We start from the raw sequence: 16,594 nt of genomic DNA on the forward strand, positions 1-16,594 counted from the left end.
TTGGGCCGGTCGCGACCCTTTGTCGTCTTTAAACGCCTTTTTTCTTTCAATGGCTCTCGCGGCGTCGCTCGTAAACCGTATAGCGCGTCGCGTGGCTGTCCTTTTCGCCGGCTGGGATCTCCTGCGAACTGACTTCGCGCCAGCGTTTCGGATCGATCGGCGGGAAATGCGCGTCGCCGTCGACAGCGGCCAGCACATGGGTGACGTGCAGCCGGTCGGCCAGCGGCAGCGCCTGCGCATAGATTTCGCCGCCGCCGATGACGCAGACCTCGTTCACCCCGCTCATGCAGCGCCCACGCACATCAGCCAGTTGGATCGCGTTCTCGAGCGTATGCGCCACCTCCACCCCGTCGGCGCGCCAAGCCTTGTCACGGGTGACAACGATGTTCAGCCTGCCCGGCAGCGGCCGGCCGATGCCTTCATAGGTCTTGCGTCCCATGATGATAGGTTTGCCCATCGTGTCTGCCTTGAAGCGCTTGAGATCGGTGGAAAGCCGCCAGGGCAGCCCCCCGTCCCGCCCGATAACGCCGTTCTCGGCGATGGCGACATAGATTGCCACGTGCATCAGTTGCCGTCCCCATTGTCGGATGGATCGAGGATAAGGATGTCGATGTCGCGCTCTGGATAGAAGTCCTCAGCCGTCATCTCGAAACTCGTCGGCCCGACCTTCCTGACATTGTCGCCGCAGAACGAGACCAGGGCTTTGGGATTGTCCTTGTCGACGGTCAGCTTGAACTTGCCGATGCTACCGGCCGCCCAGTTGCCGCCGGTGGTCAGGATGTAGGCGATGCGGCTCTCGTAATATTTTGGATAGCCGTCGGGATCGTTCTTGGCAGCCTTGCGCACTGCGTTCTCGAAGGTGTCGTCCATGCAGTAGCGGGACTTGTAGGCGGCGTACTGTCCCTGGAACTTGCCGTCGTAGAAGAAGCTGACCGACGAGGTGCCGCCGACGCTCGGTTTGTAGCGGTGGGAAACGTGGACGTCCTTGTTGGCCGGAAAGGTCGAGCGCCACCAATAGGTCGAGCGCAATTGCCAGAACGGTGCATAATTGGGTTTCGCGCCAGGGCTGTCATCGACAGTGTCCTCGATGATGATGCCGCGGGTGACCCAGTCGTCCGCCACCGTTTGCGGCAGCTTCCCGAGCGCCGCCTTTGCCGCTTCGCCGAATGGGTTGAAAGGCACGTTCTGCGCCTTCAGGTCGGCACCGATGTCGATGCCGAGCGCGAACGCCTTCTGCTCGAGCTCAGGCTTTGCCGCCACGCCGTCGATCGTCACCTCGAAGCCAAGGAAATTGTCGCTCTGGTTTTCGGGGATCGCCGGCATCTCCTCGGGATCGCCGGAGATGTCGGGCATTGGGAAGGCGACGATCGCGTCGACGTCCTTATCGGTGTTGTTGTGGAAGACGTAATCCACGGTCACCTTTTCCGGCGAGATGAAGAGGTCCTCGCTCTGCATCGCCACGGCATCGCTGCGCGACAGCACCAGGCCGCCGGTGCCGAGTTCGGCAACGGAATCATTGGCGAACGCGGGTGCGGCCGACAAGGCCAGCACCGCCGTCAGAACATATCGCAACATGAAAGCCCCTCGGCGAGAATGTCGCGATGACCCTAGCGGTTTCAACGTGGCGTTTCAAAGCCCTTCCGCATCCGCGCCACGCCAGTCTGGACTAAAGGGTTGCGATCGGGCAGGAGTTCGCTTCATGCGCAAGCTTCTCGTCATCGGCATCGGCGCCGGCAATCCCGACCATATGACCGTGCAGGCCATAGACGGCCTCAATCGGGCCGACGTGCTGTTCATCCCCGACAAGGGTGCGAAGAAGAACGATCTTGCCGAACTGCGCCGTCACATCTGCGACCGCTTCGTCACCAACCCGAATTCACGCCGCGTGGAATTCGACGTGCCCGTGCGGGCCGAACCGGCGCCTTCCTATCGCTCGACGGTGGATGACTGGCACGAGGCAATCGCCGCCATCTATGAAGACCTGATCCGCGAAGAGATCGCCGAGGATGGTTGCGGCGCCTTCCTGATCTGGGGCGACCCCTCGCTCTACGACAGCGCGCTGCGCATCCTGGAGCGCGTACGCCTCAGGGGCAACGTCGCCTTCGAACTGGAGGTTATTCCCGGCATCACCGCCATTCAGGCGCTCGCCGCCAGCCACGCGACAGCGCTGAATCGCATCGGCGATTCCATCCTGATCACCACCGGCCGCCGGTTGACGGAAGAAGGCATGCCGCAAAATGCCGGCAGCGCCGTCGTCATGCTTGACGGCAAATGCGCCTTCAACACGCTCGCCGACCAGGATCTTTTCATCCAATGGGGCGCTTATCTCGGCACGCCGGACGAAATCATCGTCTCCGGCCGCCTCGGCGACGTCGGCGCCGAAATCGAAAAAATCCGCGAGCAGGCCCGCGGGGAAAAGGGCTGGATCATGGATACGTACGTGCTGCGGAAGGTAGGGGAGTAGGGGAGTAAGGCAGTAAGTGAACGAGACATCAGGAGCCGGAACACAAGAAAGCACACAAAAATTCGACGCGCCCGAGTTGGTCTGCCCTACTGCCCTACTGCCCTACTGCCCTACTGCCCTACTGCCCTACTGCCCTACCCCTCCTCAATCTCCGCCTGCAACGCCTCCATATGCGTCGCGGCGGCCGAAGCCGCCGCGCGTTCGATGGCGCGGAAACGGCTGACCACGGCCAGGCCCACCGCCGTCAATTGTGCGCCGCCGCCCTTGCGGCCGCCGGTCTGCGCGGCCACCAGCGGCTTGCCGAACACCCGGTTCATGTCCTCGACCAGGTCCCACGCATGCTTGTAGGACATCTCCATGCCGCGCGCGGCGGCCGAGATCGAACCGAAGGCGGCGATCTGCTCCAGCAATTCGATCTTGCCCGGCCCGATGCGCCCGTCGGGGTCGAGATTTATCCGCAAGCTCAGCGACGGCATTGTCTTCCTCCGCGATCACGCCCGCCATGTTAGAGCGTCCCTGGCCGCCTCGCTATTCCAAATCGATATAGCGCAGAGACCCGCTCGCCGTCTCAGCCGTCCGCCTCCGCGGGGAGCCCGCCCCCGGTGTTTGCCTGGTCGAAACTCACCGTCTTGATCACGGCGAAGACCTGTCCGCCGAGCCGCAGCTTCAGAACCTGCCGCGACTGTTCGGTGACCCGTGCCAGCACGGTCGCGCCGTTGCAGTCGATACCGATCTCGACCGTCGGCCCCTCGCCCGGTCTGATCGCGACGATCGTGCCGGCCAGGATGTTGAGCGCGCTGAGACCAGACGGCCGTTCGGTGGCGATCATGACGTCGCGCGCGCGGATGCGTATGCGCACCGGCGCGCCCACCGTCGCCGCCAGCTTGGGCACGCGTATCTCGCCGGCGTTCGAGCCAAGCACCGTCATGCCGAAAACCTCGTCATGCTGCAGTACGCTGGCGTCCAGCACCGCGCCGCCCTCGCCGCGCTCCTCCGCCGGCAGAAGGTCCAGCCTTTGCATGACAGCCGTGGTCGGGCCGCTGGCGGCAAGCTTGCCTCGCGCCAGCATCACCACGTCGCTCGCCAGCCGCGCCACCTCGGCGATCGAATGGCTGACATAGACGATCGGGATCTTGGTCTCGTCGCGCAGGCGCTCGACATAGGGCAGGATTTCGGCCTTGCGCGCCTCGTCGAGCGAGGCCAGCGGCTCGTCCATCAGCAACAGCCGGGGGCTGGCGAGCAGCGCCCGGCCGATCGCGACGCGCTGCCTCTCGCCGCCCGAGAGCTTTGCCGGCCGCCGCGCCAGCAGCGGCTCGATGCCGAGCAATTCGACGACGGCGTCGATCTCGGCATAACGCTCCGCCGCCGGCGTGAACCAGCGGCCGTAGCGCAAATTGCTCGCCACGCTCATATGCGGAAACAGACGCGCGTCCTGGAACACCATGCCGATCCGGCGCCTGTGCTTCGGCACGAAAATGCCCTTGGCGGTGTCGACCAGCACACGCCCATCGATCTCGATGCGTCCCTGATCGGGCCGGATCAACCCGGCAATCATATTGATCAGCGTCGTCTTGCCCGAGCCAGAGGGCCCGAACAGCGCCGTCAGCCGCCCGGCGCTCTCGAAGCGGATGTCGAGCGGGAAATCGCCGAGCCGATGGCGGATGTCGACAAGGACCGTCATTCGATGTCCATCCGCCGGCCGACGCGCCGCGCCAGCACTTCCGAGGCCACCAGGGCGGCCATCGAGATGACGATCGAGATCAGCGTCAGCCGAAGCGCGCCGGCATCGCCGCCCGGCACCTGGGTGAACGTGTAGATTGCCGACGGCAGCGTCTGCGTCTCGTTCGGGATGTTGGAGACGAAGGTGATCGTCGCTCCGAACTCGCCCATCGCCTTGGCGAAGGAGAGGATGGCACCGGCGATCAGCCCAGGCAAGATCAGCGGCAAGGTGATGGTGCCGAACACCCATGGCGGGCTGGCGCCGAGCGTTCCGGCCGCCGCCTCCATCTTGCGGTCGACGGCCTCGATCGACAATCGGATCGCCCGCACCATCAGCGGAAAACCCATGACGCCGCAGGCAAGAGCCGCACCCGTCCAGCGAAAGGAAAAAACGATGCCGAAATGCTCGGCCAGGAATGCGCCGGCCGGCCCGCGCTTGCCGAAGGTCAGAAGCAGGAGATAGCCGGTCACCACGGGCGGCAGGATCAGCGGCAGATGCACCAGCCCGTTGAGCAGCGTCTTGCCCCAGAAGCGGCCGCGCGCCAGGAGCAGCGCTATCGCTATGCCCGGCGGCAGGCTGGCGATCATCGCCACTGTCGCCACCTTGATGGACAGCCGGACCGCATTCCATTCGTCGGGAGTGAGGTCCAGCAGCCAGTTCATGCGCAGGTGGCTATCCTAGTTGACGGGCGCAAGGACCGTGAAACCCTGCTCCTTGAATAGATCCGATGCCTTTGCCGTCCGCAGGCACTTCAGGAAGGCAGGCGTGTCCTTGTCCTTCGAATCAGCCGTTTGGGCAACCGGATAGATGATCGGCGGATGTGAATCCTCGGGGAAAACACCAACCACCTTGACGCCCTTTTCGGCATGCGCGTCCGTGGCGTAGACGATGCCGAGAGTCGCTTCGCCCGTCGAGACCAGCTTGAGCGCCGCACGCACATTCTCGGCCTGCGCCACCTTGCCCTCGACCGAGGACCAGACGCCGAGCGATTCAAGCGCGGCCTTGCCGTATTTGCCAGCCGGCACAGCCTTGAGGTCGCCCATGGCGAGCTTGCCGTCGCCGACCAGTCTGGCCAGATCAAAACCCTTTTCGATCTTGGCTTCAACGCCCGAATCCTTCGGCGCCACCAGCACGATCTGGTTGCCGAGCAGCTTCACTTCGGTATCGGGCTTGGTCAGCTTCCTGTCGGAAAGATACTTCATCCAGTCGAGATCGGCCGAGATGAAGACGTCCGCCGGCGCGCCGCTTTCGATCTGCTTGGCGAGCGCCGAACTCGCCGCGTAGGAGATGGTCGCCGCTTCGCCGACATCTGCCGCGCAGGCCTTGTTGACCGCGTCGAGCGCGTCCTTGAGGCTGGCGGCCGCAAACACCACGACCTCGTCTTGCGCGCGCGCCGCCGGCACTGCTGCCGTCCACGCCGCCGCGAAGCCACCAATGGCGACCGCCGCCACTGCAAAACCGTTGCGCGTCATGAAGCTCTCCCTGAGTTGGCATCCGGCCTGCTCGAAGCCTGCCATCCGATATATCCGGATGAATATAACAAGGAAAGATTTTTCGCCCAGCGTCGCCATTGAATGCGCGGCGTCATCGCGACCTGCGATAGACCAGCACGGATACAGCGAAAGGCAGACGAAGACGTCACAAGAAAATCGGCGCCCGTTGCCCTCGACGGAACCAAGGCTGAAATCTTCTAAAGCGCGTCGTTCCCCCAAAACTGCGGTCACTTTTGGGCGACATAGCTGTCGCCGCCGTGATCTATTGGGAGAGGCGAGACAATGTCTAAATGCAGATAAGTGTGTGTCGAAACGAGCCTTCCGGCGTCTTCACCATCCGCACTTTGCAGACATACCGCGTCTCGCTTGATATGGCGCTTGCGGGAAGGTCATTCCCCTTTGCGTCAGCGGGCTTGCAAGTCGCGCGGGGACAGTTTGGCAGCTTCGCAGCTGGATCGTCGCAGAACGGCTTCATGCTGTTGTTGATGCATTCACACCCGCACTCGGCAAATGCGTGGGCATTGAAAGCGAAGACAAAGACGAGCGCAAATACCGCTGCTGACAGTCGCATGGACGCCTCCCCCGGAAATCTCCTGGCCTGAGGGTAAGGTCGACCGATCTTGTCGAAAAGATATCAAAACGACGTACCGGCGAGGCACCACCATCGCCACGGCCTCGAGACGTCAGGTCGGCAAGGTTGCGCCGGCGGTTCAGACCGCGATCGGCGCCTTGATCGTCGCGTCGGCGACATAGTTTTCCAGCCGGAAATCCTCGAAGCGGAAGGCGAAGAGATCCTTCACTTCAGGGTTGATCCACATGGTCGGCAGCGTTCTTGGCGTGCGCCGAAGTTGCTCGCGCGCCTGCTCGAAATGGTTCGAATAAAGATGCGCGTCGCCGAGCGTATGGACGAAATCACCGGGCTTCAGGCCGGTCACCTGCGCCACCATCAGCGTCAGCAGGGCGTAGGAGGCGATGTTGAACGGCACGCCGAGGAAGATGTCGCCGGAACGCTGGTAAAGCTGGCAGGAAAGCCGGCCTTCCGAGACGTAGAACTGGAACAGGCAATGGCATGGCGGCAACGCCATCGCCTCCACCTCGGCCGGATTCCAGGCCGAAACGATCAGCCGCCGCGATTGAGGATTGCGGCGTATCTCTTTCACAAGATTGTTTATCTGATCGATCGACCCGCCATGGCCGTCCGGCCAGGAACGCCACTGCTTGCCATAGACGGGGCCAAGGTCGCCATTCTCGTCAGCCCATTCGTCCCAGATGGAAACGCCATGGTCGGTCAGATATTTGATATTGGTTTCGCCGGCCAGGAACCACAAAAGCTCATGAATGATCGATTTCAGGTGCAGCTTCTTGGTGGTGGTGACGGGAAAGCCGCGCGCCAGATCGAAGCGCATCTGGTAGCCGAACACGGAGCGCGTGCCCGTGCCCGTGCGGTCGCCGCGGTCGGCGCCATGATCCAGCACGTGCTGCAGAAGGTCGAGATACTGGCGCATCGGTTCGGCTCGATTCGATTGTGCGAGCATTATAGCTGCTAGACAGGCGGCCGAACACATCAAAACGGCGCAGGCGACGCTTGCCTCATCACTGTTTCGGCGTCTGCGCCGACATCCAAGCAAACTGGCCGCAGCCTCGGTGTCCGTCTTGCAACGCCGGCAATTGGCGAAACCATCGGTGACAGCATTCCTCTCCCCGTCTCTATACGGGGAGAAGATGGCGGCAGCCAGATGAGGGGCAGCACAAGCCGTGCCCGTTACAAACCAGCGGCGCGCTTCAGCAGCCGCGCGAGCACGGAATTCTCAGAGCGAACCGAGCTTTCCCAGGTCCTTGGCAACGAGGTAGTAAAAAGTCACTCGATTCTTGGTGTTGTCTGCGGCCATCGCCTTGCAGGTCTTCTCGATCGCAGCATCTGCCTTCGCCGCATCGGCGACGCCGAGCTTCTTGCCGACCCAGTTTTCCCGGACGCGCTCGAGTTCTTTGGGATCGGTGCAGGACACCAGCGAGGAGTCGCGGTTCCTGAGCGCGATGCCCAGATGCTTGACGATCTTCTCGACAATTTCCGCACTCGCGGCGGCGTCGTATTTCTTCACGTCTGCAAGATAGTCGGCCATCAAAATTCCCCTCGTCGGCGCCACGGATCCGGTCGATGAGGGCTGTGGCGCGCTCCGCAACTCGTGCGCTCGGTCGGTAACTCCTCACCGCGGCAAAGCTTCGGTTGAGACCGTTCCCAAGTCAACCCTGCCGCGTCGCATTTTGACACAGGGACAAAGCACCATTGCGGTCTTTCATTTCTGGCGACGGACCCTTATATTCGCTTCGTCGGCTTGACCGACTATGGCGATAAACTGGCGATGAAATAAGCCGTTCGGACCCGGGGGCGGTACCCGGCGCCTCCACCAAAAACCGCTCTGGAAGACGGAGCGGCTTTTGCTGGGGGCGAAATAGGATCGACGAAGGTGTAAAGATCGTACTTTTGCCCGGCATTGTACCACCGTCATCGGGCTAAACTTATAGTTGCCAACGACAACTATGCGGAAGCACGTCTCGCTGCTTAATGCAGTGCGATAGCTTCAAATCAAGCCCTAGGGGTTCGCACTTCTAGGCGGGGTTCGGAGGTACCTGGCAACAGAAACCTCCACTTCTCCCCTTTTTCATCGGCATCACGCGCAACGGCACGCTCGCGCCGGCTAGACTTCGTTCGGCCCATGGGAGGCGACGCAGTGGAGCCGCGTGCCTCCTTCGACATGGGTAAAAAATGCAAAACAATTCCGACCGATTCTTCGTGGTGACCGGCGGTCCGGGCTCCGGCAAGACCACACTGATCGAAGCCTTGCGCCGTGCAGGGTTCGCCACCTCGGTCGAGGCCGGACGCGGCATCATTCGCGACCAGTCCGCCATTGGCGGCTCCGCTTTGCCTTGGAGCGATCGCGCATTGTTTGCCGAATTGATGCTGTCCTGGGAGATGCGCTCGTACCAAGCCGCGATCGAACAGGAAGGACCGGTCTTCCTCGATCGTGGCGTGCCCGACACGCTGGGCTATCTCCGCCTCAGCGGTCTGCCGGTGCCCGATCACGTCGGCATCGCAGCGAAGCGTTGCCGCTACAACCCTCGTGTCTTCGTTGCCCCGCCTTGGCCCGAAATCTTCACGCAGGATGAAGAACGCAAGCAAACGCTCGACGAAGCCGAGTGTACCTGTCACGCGCTGGTCGGCGTCTATGCCGAACTCGGTTATGAACTGGTACGGCTGCCCCTGGCGCCTGTCGAGACAAGGCTGCGCTTCATGCTGGACGAAACGGGATTGGCATGAAAAAGGCCGGGATCGCCCCGGCCTCTTTCAATTTCCCGGCCTCTTTCAATTTATTAGCGATTGCCTACTCCGCCGGCGCTTCGACGGCCTCGCGCGAACGGCCGAGCGTGATCTTGGCCAGGGTGAAGGAGATCACCGCGCAGAGCGTGATGCCGGCGACCATCGGCAACGGCGTGCCGTCGAAAAAGATGCCCGCGACACCCATGGCGAGCGCACCGATGGCGAAGTGCAGCGTGCCCATCAGCGCCGAAGCCGTGCCGGCGATCTCGCCATGCTCCTCCATGGCCAATACCGAGGTGGTCGGAATGACCAGGCCGAGGAAGCCATAGCCGACGAACAGCAGCGCCGCCATCACATCCAGCCGGTCCACGCCGGAAGCCATGATAGCGAACAGTGCCACCATCGTCGTGGCGTAGCCGGTCACCGCTACCCACACCACCCGCTTGAGCCCGAAACGCTCGGAAAGCAGGCCGGTGAGCTGCGACATGCCGATGAAGGCGACGGCATTGATCGAGAAGAACACGCTATAGACCGAAGGCGACAGGCCGTAATGGTCGATCAGGATGAAGGACGAGCTCGACAGATAGACGAAGAAGCTCGCAATGCCGAAGCCCGCGATCGCCACCAGGCCGAGGAAATTGCGGTCCCCCATCAGGAAACGGTAGCCTGAAAGGGCGGTGCCAAAGGAAGAACCGGCGCGTTCTTCAGCCGGCCGCGTCTCCTTGAGCGAGGTCGCGAGCAGGATGGTTGCTAGCACCGCTGCGGCCGTGACGGTCCAGAACACGGCGCGCCAGCCGAAACTCTCGATGATCTGGCTGCCGGTCAGCGGCGCCAGGATCGGCGATACCGAGAACACCAGCATCAGCAACGACATCAGCTTGGCGGCTTCGTTGCCAGTGTGCAGGTCGCGCACGATCGCGCGCGGAATGGCCATGCCGGCGCTGGCGCCAAGGCCCTGCAGGAAACGGAAGGCGATCAGCCATTCGATGGTCGGCGCCAATGCCGAACCGACGCCGCCGACCATGAACAGCGCAAGACCGCCATAGAGCGGCAGCTTGCGTCCGACCATATCGGAGATCGGCCCGACGACGATCTGGCCGAAGCCCATCGACAGGAAGAAGATCAAAAGGCTCATCTGCACGGCTGCGGTGCCGGCGTTGAGATCCGCGCCGATCGAGGGCAATGCGGGCAGATACATATCGATGGCGAAGGGCCCGATGGCGGACAACAGGCCGAGCACGACCGCGATGCGGAGGAATTTGGGACTCATGATGTTGGCTTCTTTCGAATCTGGTTGCCGCCGCAAGGCGACGTCTGACCCCAGGACGTTCGATCCCGTGGGATTCCGACTCTCCGAGAGCGAATTGTTCGCCTGTCCAGAGGTGAACCCCTTATAGTGTGTCCACAAATTTAGACAGTCTTGTCTAAATCGTCAATCACCTCTATATAGATTTTCATGAGACCGGGTGTTTCTCCTGACAGTTTCCCGCCACGCAGCCACGAGGCCAAGCGCATCTCGGTGGTCGACGCAGCCGCTTCCGTGTTCTGCCGCGAGGGCTTTGCCGGCGCCAATATCGACCTGATCGCCGCCGAGGCGGGTGTCTCGCGCCAGACCGTCTACAACCACCATGGCGACAAGGAAAAGCTCTTCATCGCCGTAGTCCGCGATCTCACCGAGCGCTGCAATGCCGGCATCTTCGCCACCATCGCCACGTTCCCGGACCAGCCGAGGGATCTGGAAGCGGATCTGATCGGCTTTGCCGTGCGCCTGAACCAGAACTGCATCTGCAACCGCGACGGAAAATTCCTGCGCAAGCTGATCCAGACCGAAGGCGAGCGCTACCCCGAACTGTTCGCCGAATGGCGCGAACAGGGTCCTGGCAGGACATGGCCGGCAATCGCCGCCCGCTTCGCCCGCCTTGCCTATGGCGGTTACCTCGCGATCGACGACCCCGACGTCGCGGCGCGGCAGTTCCTCGGCCTCGTCAATGCTGAATTGCAGACGACCTTCATGCTCGGCGGCACCCCGGCCGAGGACGAGGTCGTGCAATCGGCGACAAATGGCGTGCGCACCTTCCTGCGCGCTTTCGGCAAGCGCCCCTCCCCGACCAGCGTCAAGAAACACGCCGCGCTTGCCAACGCGTGACATTTGCGGGTGACGCAAGCCGGCTTCCGCGATCAAATCTCGGCAATCGTCCTCGCTTCCTCGCGGCGGCGGTCTATATGCGGTTTACGCCGCGCTCAAGCTTGATTACAGCTATGCGGACGATTCAACGGAACCCGACCGCCACATGGCCGACGACCACATCCGCTATGACATTCTGGCCCAGGAGGCGTTGCGCGGCGTCATGCGCAAGGTCCTGGCCGAGGTCGCGCGCACCGGCCTCCCCGGCAACCATCATTTCTTCATCACCTTCCTGACCGGCGCGCCGGGCGTGCGCGTGTCTTCGCGGCTGCGCGAGCGCTATCCGGAGCAGATGACCATCGTCATCCAGTTCCAGTATTGGGACCTGAAGGTCACCGAGACCGGTTTCGAGGTCGGGCTCTCCTTCTCGGACGTGCCGGAAAAACTCGAAATCCCGTTCTCGGCGGTGCGCGGCTTCTACGATCCGTCGGTTAACTTCGAACTCGAATTCGACGTCAAGACCGAAGGCCAGTCAGATGACGAACCAGCTTCCCAGCCGGCGTCCGAACCGCTCGCCATCGTCTCCGAGAAAAAGCCGAAGGCGGAGAAGAAGGCCGCCGAACCCGAGAAGAAGGCGGCCGATGCCGATGCCGCCAAGGGCGCCGAAGTCGTCTCGCTCGACGCCTTCCGCAAGAAATAAGCCTTCGGGTCGCGCGTCATGGCCGACATCGTCAATCTGCGCCAGGCTCGCAAGCAGAAGGCAAGGCTGGAGAAGGAACGCACTGCCAGCCAGAACCGCGCCCTGTACGGCCGCTCCGGGGCAGAGAAGGAACGCGACCGCCTGGTTGCCGAAAAGGCCGAGTTCTTCGTCGCGGGCCATCGGCGTCAACCGTCGCCCGATCCGGACCCCAAATGAGCTCCAGGTGAGCCCGGTCGAAAAACGCTCGGTGACGATCCGTGGCCACCGCACCAGCTATTCGCTCGAAAAGCCGTTTTTTGACGACCTTGTCGCCATCGCCGTCGCGCGCAATCTGCCCCTTGCCGCGCTGGTCGCGGAAGTCGACGAAAACCGGCCGCGCGACACCAATCTGTCCTCGGCGCTCCGGATCCATGTACTGGCCTGGGCGAAGCGCGGCCGCGCCTGATGCCGGACGCCGTCAGGCAGCGCCTTCCTGTTTCCCGCGGCGGGTGCCGAACCCCAGCAGGGCCGTGCGATCGCGCTCTTCCGCCTGTTTCCTGGATCTGACGCGCATCAGGTCCTTCCAGCCGACGTAACCGACCAGCGTTCCATCGTCGCGTGCCACGACCGGCAGATGCGACACGTTGGCCATCAGGAGCTTGTCCGACAGGCCTTCCAGATATTCATCGGGATAGGCAAGCGTCACCTTGCTGCCGGCCAGTAATTCGCCGAGCGTCGTCGTCCGGTGCTTGCCGGCACGCCGCCAGCGCAGGATCGCCGGTGGATCGATGAGTCCGAGCACCTGCCTGTTGCCGTCAATGACCGGGAAGCTCGGATGACGCGTCTCCGGCGCGGTCAGGAATGCCGCCGCACCATGCAGCGTCATCGTCGCCGGCACGCTCTGAACCTGCGTGGTCATCACTTCATGCACCCTGGTCAGCGCGAACGGATCGACCCGGTATTCGCGCACCAGATGATGCCCTCGCCTGGCGATCTTCTCGGTCAGGATGGAACGTTTCATCAAAAGCACCGTCACCGCATGGGCGGCGGCGCAGGCCGCGATCAGCGGCACCAGCACATGCGTGTTGCCGGTCAATTCGACCGCGAAGAAGGTCGCCGTCAGCGGCGCGCGCATCGTGCCACCCATGGTCGCCGCCATCGCCAGCAGCGCCCAGAAGCCGGGATCGGCCGCCGGCAGGAAGCCGGCGAGCACCGCGCCCATCGCGCCGCCCATGATCAGCAGTGGCGCCAGCACGCCGCCCGACGTTCCCGAGCCCAACGCCACGGACCAGATGACGGCTTTCACCACCAACAACAGGAGTGCCGCCGTTGCGATCGTACGGCCGTCCAGCATGCTGGATATGTTGTCGTAGCCGACGCCGAGCGCCTGCGGCTCGATCAAGCCGCCAATGCCGACGACGAGGCCGCCGAGCATCGGCCACCACATCCAGTGGATCGGCAGCTTCTGGAAACCGTCCTCGCAGGCATAGACCATCTGCGTCAGCAAGGCAGACAGGAGGCCGGCGGCAACGCCGATCAGGACCCAGCCGCCAAGACCGGCAAAGGAAATCGCCATGCCGCCCTGAAACGGAAAGATCGGTCCCGGCATGTGCAGCATGGTGCGCTCGACCTCCGCCACGATGGCAGCCACCGCCACCGGAATGAAGCTGCGCGGCGTCCACTCGAACAGAAGCAGTTCCACCGCCAGCATGATGGCGGCGATCGGCGTTCCGAACACGGTGGTCATGCCCGCGGCGGCGCCCGCCACCAGCAGCGTCTTGCGCTCATTGTCGCTGACCGGCAGCATCTGCGCGATCAGCGAGCCGATGGCGCCGCCGGTCATGATGATTGGGCCCTCGGCGCCGAACGGTCCACCGGAGCCGATCGAGATCGCCGACGACAGCGGCTTCAGCACCGCGACCTTGGCGTCCAGCCGCGAGCGCCCGAGCAGGATCGCTTCGATCGCTTCTGGAATGCCGTGGCCACGGATCTTCTCGCTGCCGTAGCGCGCCATCAGGCCGATGATGAGTGCGCCGATCACCGGCACGGCGACGGCGGCATATCCAAGCGGCGTGTCCTCCAGTTTCAGATCGGCGAGCGTGAATTGACCGAAATAGGCGACGTTGGTGGCGAGCCGGATCAATTTCAGCAGGATGATGCCGGCAAACAGCCCGGCCGTCGCCACCACCACCGCGATGCCCGCGATCAGCAACACCCTGGCGTCGGTGGTGAAATCGCGCAGATGTCCGGGACTGCCCTGTTCGGTCTTCATTGCCTGCCTGCTTTCCGTGGCGTGTCGCTGTTGGAGGATCGGCAAACCGTCAAAACGGCTTTGCCGGCGGCTATGTATCGTAATACGATATAAATATTCAAGCGGGCCTGGCCCGAAATCGTTTGAGCTTTGGCCGGAATGACAACACATGTCTGATATGTCGCATCCGAAAGAACCCCGCCCCGCCATCAGCCAGGCCGACTACCAGCGGCTGTCGGAGTTCCGCTATCTGATCCGCCGCTTCCTGGAATTCAGCCAGCTACAGGCCGAAGACGCCGGTCTGACGCCGCGCCAACATCAGGCACTGCTCGCCATAAAGGGTTTTCCCGGCGGAGGCCCGGTAGCTATCGGCGACCTCGCCGAACGCTTGCGCATCCGCCATCATAGCGCCGTCGAACTGGTCAACCGCCTGTGCGAGGCCGGGCTGATCGTCAGAGATCAGGACAAGGAGGACCAGCGCAAGGTGCTGCTGCAACTGACCGAGCGGGCCGATGCCTGCCTCGCCGACTTGTCGGCCGTGCATCTCGACGAGCTTTCGCGCATCGAACCCATGCTGAGGAGCGTGCTCGCCCGAAAGGACCGCGACACGCTCTAGAGACAAGTTTCGCAACCTAGCTGAATGGAGGCTATGCCATGTACAACATCTGGTTTTCCAAGGCAGTCCCGGTTTCCACAGGCGTTACTGGCGACGTTCGAAATCTGTCCAATGCCGAACAAGCTCTCGACCTTCTCACCAATCACTGGCGCGATGCGGGAAGCATCAAGCATAAGGCTGCGCTGCGGGCGTGCCGGCAGGCCATGAACGGCGGCGTATCGGCCGATACCGCCAGGGATGCTTTTGTCGAAGCCGCGAGGGAAGCGCGCATTCTGGTCGAATAACTGCCGCGCATGGCCTGGGCGTTGTTGGCCCAACCACAGGCCCGACATACCGTCCTCGATCGACGGTGAGCGCACGATGAGATCGCGACAGCCGTCAGCAACGCGCCGTCGTCCATTCAACTTTTGCGAAGCCCGGCTACCATCGGGAAGATGGGACATAAGGGGCCGCATAAAAAATTCCGGAAACCCCGAATCCTTTGGCTCCGCCGCTTCGTCTCGGACATGAGCGACCTGCAAGGTGCAGGGCCGGCAAAGGAACAGACAAGATGAAACACCATTTGATACGTTACAGGACCAAACCGGAGCTGGTCGACGAGAACGAGCGGCTGGTCAAGGCCGTGTTCCAGGAATTGCGGGATAAATCGCCCGAAGGGTTTCGCTACATGACATGGCGGTCCGGCGACGGTACCTTCTTCCATCTGGTCGAGGCGGCAACCGAGGAGCAGGCCGGCACCCTTCCGGGGCTAGCGGCATTCGCGACTTTTCAGAACGGCATCAGGGATCGCTGCATCGAGCCTCCGCATCGCGAGGCGATGACGGTGGTGGGCAGTTACCGGATGCTGGACCACTAGAGCAGTTCACCGTTTCATGGAAACAGCGAACCGCCCTAACTCTTTGTTTTGACGCAATTCTGGACAGAAAACCGCACACACTTTTCTTGGAATTGCTCTAGGCGCGGTCAAGCGATGTGGAGAACGGCGGGCGTATGAACATCCTCATTCCTGGCGGGCACCGCGCGCTCATCGAACGCCTGCTTGGGGAGTTGCGCCCAAAGCTGCACCGCTATTGCGCGCGCATGACGGGTTCCGTCTTCGACGGCGAGGACGTGTTGCAGGAAGCGCTGGCCAAGGCGTTCGAGGCTTTGCCGAACGCCGGCCAGATCGCAAATCCGGAGGGCTGGCTGTTCCGCATCGCGCACAACACGGCACTCGATTTTCTGCGCCGGCGAGCCCGCGAAAAGGCCTTTTCCGATGAGGATCCGGACATGATCGTCGACCCGGCCAACGCCACCTTCGACCGTCAGGCCGCTGCCGCCGGCCTGCACACCTTCATGCGCCTGCCCGTCGCGCAGCGCAGCAGCGTCATCATGATGGACGTTCTGGGTTATTCGCTGCAAGAGATCAGCGCCGCGCTGGACACCAGCGTCCCGGCCGTCAAGGCGGCGCTGCATCGTGGCCGCGGCCGCTTGCGCCAGCTCGCCGCCGAGCCCGAGGATCGGCCGGTTCCCAGGCTGGGCGTCTCCGAACGCCTGTTGCTCGAAGCCTATATCGATCGCTTCAACGCCCGTGATTTCGACGCCGTGCGCGACATGCTCGCCGATGAAGTTCGCCTGGAGCTGGTGGCCAGGACGCGGTTTACCGGACCCAAGGAAGTCGCTACCTATTTCCACAACTATTCCCGCCTCCGCGATTGGCGTTTCGTGCCGGGATTCGTCGAGGACAGGCCGGTGGTCCTCGTTCACGACGGCAACGACCCGGCTGCGCGATCAGCCTATTTCATCCTGCTGGTCTGGCAGGAGGGCAAGCTTGCCGCCATCCGCGATTTTCGTCACGCCCGCTACGTCGCCGACAGCGCCGAACTGCTCGTTCTTTGAACGATCGAGGGAAATCCCCTGCCTACTGCCCTACTGCCCTACTGCCCTACTG

The 16,594-nt window shown here is 62.8% G+C and carries 20 protein-coding genes and 1 other RNA gene; 11 read left to right on the forward strand and 10 right to left on the reverse strand.

The annotated features are described in order from the left end of the window. Positions 1-46: 46 nt before the first annotated feature. Both FJ443_RS15025 and FJ443_RS15030 read right to left on the reverse strand, forming a co-directional pair. Entirely contained in the window at positions 47-565 is a 519-nt protein-coding gene (locus FJ443_RS15025) for a dihydrofolate reductase (protein WP_140664677.1), read from the reverse strand. Further along, the gene (locus FJ443_RS15030) at positions 565-1,575 is read right to left on the reverse strand and encodes a DUF4424 domain-containing protein (RefSeq protein WP_140664680.1); all 1,011 of its coding nucleotides are present in this window, start codon (positions 1,573-1,575) and stop codon (positions 565-567) included. The genes FJ443_RS15025 and FJ443_RS15030 overlap by 1 nt, the downstream gene beginning before the upstream one ends. Positions 1,576-1,699: 124 nt before the next feature. Between FJ443_RS15030 and cobF the strand changes: the two genes are divergently transcribed. Then, positions 1,700-2,464, forward strand: a complete 765-nt coding sequence (gene cobF, locus FJ443_RS15035; RefSeq protein ID WP_140516517.1) for a precorrin-6A synthase (deacetylating) — start codon at positions 1,700-1,702, stop codon at positions 2,462-2,464. Positions 2,465-2,598: 134 nt separating this feature from the next. Here cobF and FJ443_RS15045 read toward each other — a convergent pair whose 3' ends face one another. The 6 genes from FJ443_RS15045 to FJ443_RS15070 form a co-directional block, all read right to left on the reverse strand. Then, on the reverse strand, positions 2,599-2,940 hold the full coding sequence (locus tag FJ443_RS15045) for a winged helix-turn-helix domain-containing protein (protein WP_140495328.1): 342 nt from the start codon (positions 2,938-2,940) through the stop codon (positions 2,599-2,601). A gap of 92 nt (positions 2,941-3,032) precedes the next feature. After that, the gene (gene modC / locus FJ443_RS15050; RefSeq protein WP_140664685.1) at positions 3,033-4,145 is read right to left on the reverse strand and encodes a molybdenum ABC transporter ATP-binding protein; all 1,113 of its coding nucleotides are present in this window, start codon (positions 4,143-4,145) and stop codon (positions 3,033-3,035) included. Continuing rightward, positions 4,142-4,846: a molybdate ABC transporter permease subunit gene (gene modB / locus FJ443_RS15055; RefSeq protein ID WP_140495324.1), complete on the reverse strand. Its 705-nt coding sequence runs from the start codon at positions 4,844-4,846 to the stop codon at positions 4,142-4,144. Before modB ends, modC begins: the two co-directional genes overlap by 4 nt. Before the next feature lie 15 nt (positions 4,847-4,861). Continuing rightward, positions 4,862-5,656, reverse strand: a complete 795-nt coding sequence (gene modA, locus FJ443_RS15060; protein ID WP_140559667.1) for a molybdate ABC transporter substrate-binding protein — start codon at positions 5,654-5,656, stop codon at positions 4,862-4,864. A 731-nt stretch (positions 5,657-6,387) separates the two neighbouring features. After that, positions 6,388-7,182 (reverse strand): thymidylate synthase, encoded by a 795-nt coding sequence (locus FJ443_RS15065; RefSeq protein ID WP_140521267.1) that lies wholly within the window; start codon positions 7,180-7,182, stop codon positions 6,388-6,390. A 303-nt stretch (positions 7,183-7,485) separates the two neighbouring features. Continuing rightward, on the reverse strand, positions 7,486-7,797 hold the full coding sequence (locus tag FJ443_RS15070; RefSeq protein ID WP_140495320.1) for a DUF2853 family protein: 312 nt from the start codon (positions 7,795-7,797) through the stop codon (positions 7,486-7,488). A 168-nt stretch (positions 7,798-7,965) separates the two neighbouring features. Here FJ443_RS15070 and ssrA point away from each other — a divergent pair. Further along, positions 7,966-8,326, forward strand: a transfer-messenger RNA (tmRNA) gene (gene ssrA / locus FJ443_RS15075). A gap of 115 nt (positions 8,327-8,441) precedes the next feature. Then, positions 8,442-8,993 (forward strand): AAA family ATPase, encoded by a 552-nt coding sequence (locus FJ443_RS15080; RefSeq protein ID WP_140664688.1) that lies wholly within the window; start codon positions 8,442-8,444, stop codon positions 8,991-8,993. Positions 8,994-9,057: 64 nt separating this feature from the next. Here FJ443_RS15080 and FJ443_RS15085 read toward each other — a convergent pair whose 3' ends face one another. Then, a complete protein-coding gene (locus FJ443_RS15085; protein ID WP_140664691.1) occupies positions 9,058-10,263 on the reverse strand; it encodes a multidrug effflux MFS transporter in 1,206 nt (401 codons plus the stop codon). 186 nt (positions 10,264-10,449) lie between these two features. Here FJ443_RS15085 and FJ443_RS15090 point away from each other — a divergent pair, with 186 nt between their 5' ends. The 4 genes from FJ443_RS15090 to FJ443_RS15105 all read left to right on the forward strand — a co-directional run bounded on the left by FJ443_RS15090 (position 10,450) and on the right by FJ443_RS15105 (position 12,263). Beyond that, positions 10,450-11,139 (forward strand): TetR/AcrR family transcriptional regulator, encoded by a 690-nt coding sequence (locus FJ443_RS15090; protein WP_140495314.1) that lies wholly within the window; start codon positions 10,450-10,452, stop codon positions 11,137-11,139. A 145-nt stretch (positions 11,140-11,284) separates the two neighbouring features. Further along, the gene (locus FJ443_RS15095; protein ID WP_140495312.1) at positions 11,285-11,818 is read left to right on the forward strand and encodes an SspB family protein; all 534 of its coding nucleotides are present in this window, start codon (positions 11,285-11,287) and stop codon (positions 11,816-11,818) included. An 18-nt stretch (positions 11,819-11,836) separates the two neighbouring features. Then, the gene (locus FJ443_RS15100) at positions 11,837-12,034 is read left to right on the forward strand and encodes a DUF4169 family protein (RefSeq protein WP_140495310.1); all 198 of its coding nucleotides are present in this window, start codon (positions 11,837-11,839) and stop codon (positions 12,032-12,034) included. A 7-nt stretch (positions 12,035-12,041) separates the two neighbouring features. Further along, positions 12,042-12,263: a ribbon-helix-helix domain-containing protein gene (locus FJ443_RS15105; protein ID WP_140516531.1), complete on the forward strand. Its 222-nt coding sequence runs from the start codon at positions 12,042-12,044 to the stop codon at positions 12,261-12,263. A gap of 12 nt (positions 12,264-12,275) precedes the next feature. Here the strand turns inward: FJ443_RS15105 and FJ443_RS15110 are convergent, their stop codons facing one another. Continuing rightward, on the reverse strand, positions 12,276-14,069 hold the full coding sequence (locus FJ443_RS15110) for a chloride channel protein (RefSeq protein WP_140664693.1): 1,794 nt from the start codon (positions 14,067-14,069) through the stop codon (positions 12,276-12,278). A gap of 148 nt (positions 14,070-14,217) precedes the next feature. Between FJ443_RS15110 and FJ443_RS15115 the strand changes: the two genes are divergently transcribed. From FJ443_RS15115 to FJ443_RS15130, 4 genes are all read left to right on the forward strand, one after another. After that, positions 14,218-14,664 (forward strand): MarR family winged helix-turn-helix transcriptional regulator, encoded by a 447-nt coding sequence (locus FJ443_RS15115; RefSeq protein ID WP_140495304.1) that lies wholly within the window; start codon positions 14,218-14,220, stop codon positions 14,662-14,664. Between the two features lie 38 nt (positions 14,665-14,702). Further along, positions 14,703-14,948, forward strand: coding sequence for a DUF982 domain-containing protein (locus FJ443_RS15120; protein WP_140495302.1), 246 nt, complete (start codon positions 14,703-14,705; stop codon positions 14,946-14,948). A gap of 266 nt (positions 14,949-15,214) precedes the next feature. Beyond that, entirely contained in the window at positions 15,215-15,520 is a 306-nt protein-coding gene (locus FJ443_RS15125) for a hypothetical protein (RefSeq protein WP_140495300.1), read from the forward strand. Positions 15,521-15,654: 134 nt separating this feature from the next. Continuing rightward, entirely contained in the window at positions 15,655-16,542 is an 888-nt protein-coding gene (locus FJ443_RS15130; RefSeq protein ID WP_140630949.1) for a sigma-70 family RNA polymerase sigma factor, read from the forward strand. Positions 16,543-16,594: the final 52 nt, after the last annotated feature.

This window comes from Mesorhizobium sp. B2-6-1, assembly GCF_006440475.1.
GTDB lineage: Bacteria > Pseudomonadota > Alphaproteobacteria > Rhizobiales > Rhizobiaceae > Mesorhizobium.

What these genes read in the sequence shown, in the direction of transcription:
- FJ443_RS15025 (WP_140664677.1), bottom strand. Translation starts at nt 565, where the DNA reads ATGCACGTGGCAATCTATGTCGCCATCGCCGAGAACGGCGTTATCGGG.
- FJ443_RS15030 (WP_140664680.1), bottom strand. Translation starts at nt 1,575, where the DNA reads ATGTTGCGATATGTTCTGACGGCGGTGCTGGCCTTGTCGGCCGCACCC.
- cobF (WP_140516517.1), top strand. Translation starts at nt 1,700, where the DNA reads ATGCGCAAGCTTCTCGTCATCGGCATCGGCGCCGGCAATCCCGACCAT.
- FJ443_RS15045 (WP_140495328.1), bottom strand. Translation starts at nt 2,940, where the DNA reads ATGCCGTCGCTGAGCTTGCGGATAAATCTCGACCCCGACGGGCGCATC.
- modC (WP_140664685.1), bottom strand. Translation starts at nt 4,145, where the DNA reads ATGACGGTCCTTGTCGACATCCGCCATCGGCTCGGCGATTTCCCGCTC.
- modB (WP_140495324.1), bottom strand. Translation starts at nt 4,846, where the DNA reads ATGAACTGGCTGCTGGACCTCACTCCCGACGAATGGAATGCGGTCCGG.
- modA (WP_140559667.1), bottom strand. Translation starts at nt 5,656, where the DNA reads ATGACGCGCAACGGTTTTGCAGTGGCGGCGGTCGCCATTGGTGGCTTC.
- FJ443_RS15065 (WP_140521267.1), bottom strand. Translation starts at nt 7,182, where the DNA reads ATGCGCCAGTATCTCGACCTTCTGCAGCACGTGCTGGATCATGGCGCC.
- FJ443_RS15070 (WP_140495320.1), bottom strand. Translation starts at nt 7,797, where the DNA reads ATGGCCGACTATCTTGCAGACGTGAAGAAATACGACGCCGCCGCGAGT.
- FJ443_RS15080 (WP_140664688.1), top strand. Translation starts at nt 8,442, where the DNA reads ATGCAAAACAATTCCGACCGATTCTTCGTGGTGACCGGCGGTCCGGGC.
- FJ443_RS15085 (WP_140664691.1), bottom strand. Translation starts at nt 10,263, where the DNA reads ATGAGTCCCAAATTCCTCCGCATCGCGGTCGTGCTCGGCCTGTTGTCC.
- FJ443_RS15090 (WP_140495314.1), top strand. Translation starts at nt 10,450, where the DNA reads ATGAGACCGGGTGTTTCTCCTGACAGTTTCCCGCCACGCAGCCACGAG.
- FJ443_RS15095 (WP_140495312.1), top strand. Translation starts at nt 11,285, where the DNA reads ATGGCCGACGACCACATCCGCTATGACATTCTGGCCCAGGAGGCGTTG.
- FJ443_RS15100 (WP_140495310.1), top strand. Translation starts at nt 11,837, where the DNA reads ATGGCCGACATCGTCAATCTGCGCCAGGCTCGCAAGCAGAAGGCAAGG.
- FJ443_RS15110 (WP_140664693.1), bottom strand. Translation starts at nt 14,069, where the DNA reads ATGAAGACCGAACAGGGCAGTCCCGGACATCTGCGCGATTTCACCACC.
- FJ443_RS15115 (WP_140495304.1), top strand. Translation starts at nt 14,218, where the DNA reads ATGTCTGATATGTCGCATCCGAAAGAACCCCGCCCCGCCATCAGCCAG.
- FJ443_RS15120 (WP_140495302.1), top strand. Translation starts at nt 14,703, where the DNA reads ATGTACAACATCTGGTTTTCCAAGGCAGTCCCGGTTTCCACAGGCGTT.
- FJ443_RS15125 (WP_140495300.1), top strand. Translation starts at nt 15,215, where the DNA reads ATGAAACACCATTTGATACGTTACAGGACCAAACCGGAGCTGGTCGAC.
- FJ443_RS15130 (WP_140630949.1), top strand. Translation starts at nt 15,655, where the DNA reads ATGAACATCCTCATTCCTGGCGGGCACCGCGCGCTCATCGAACGCCTG.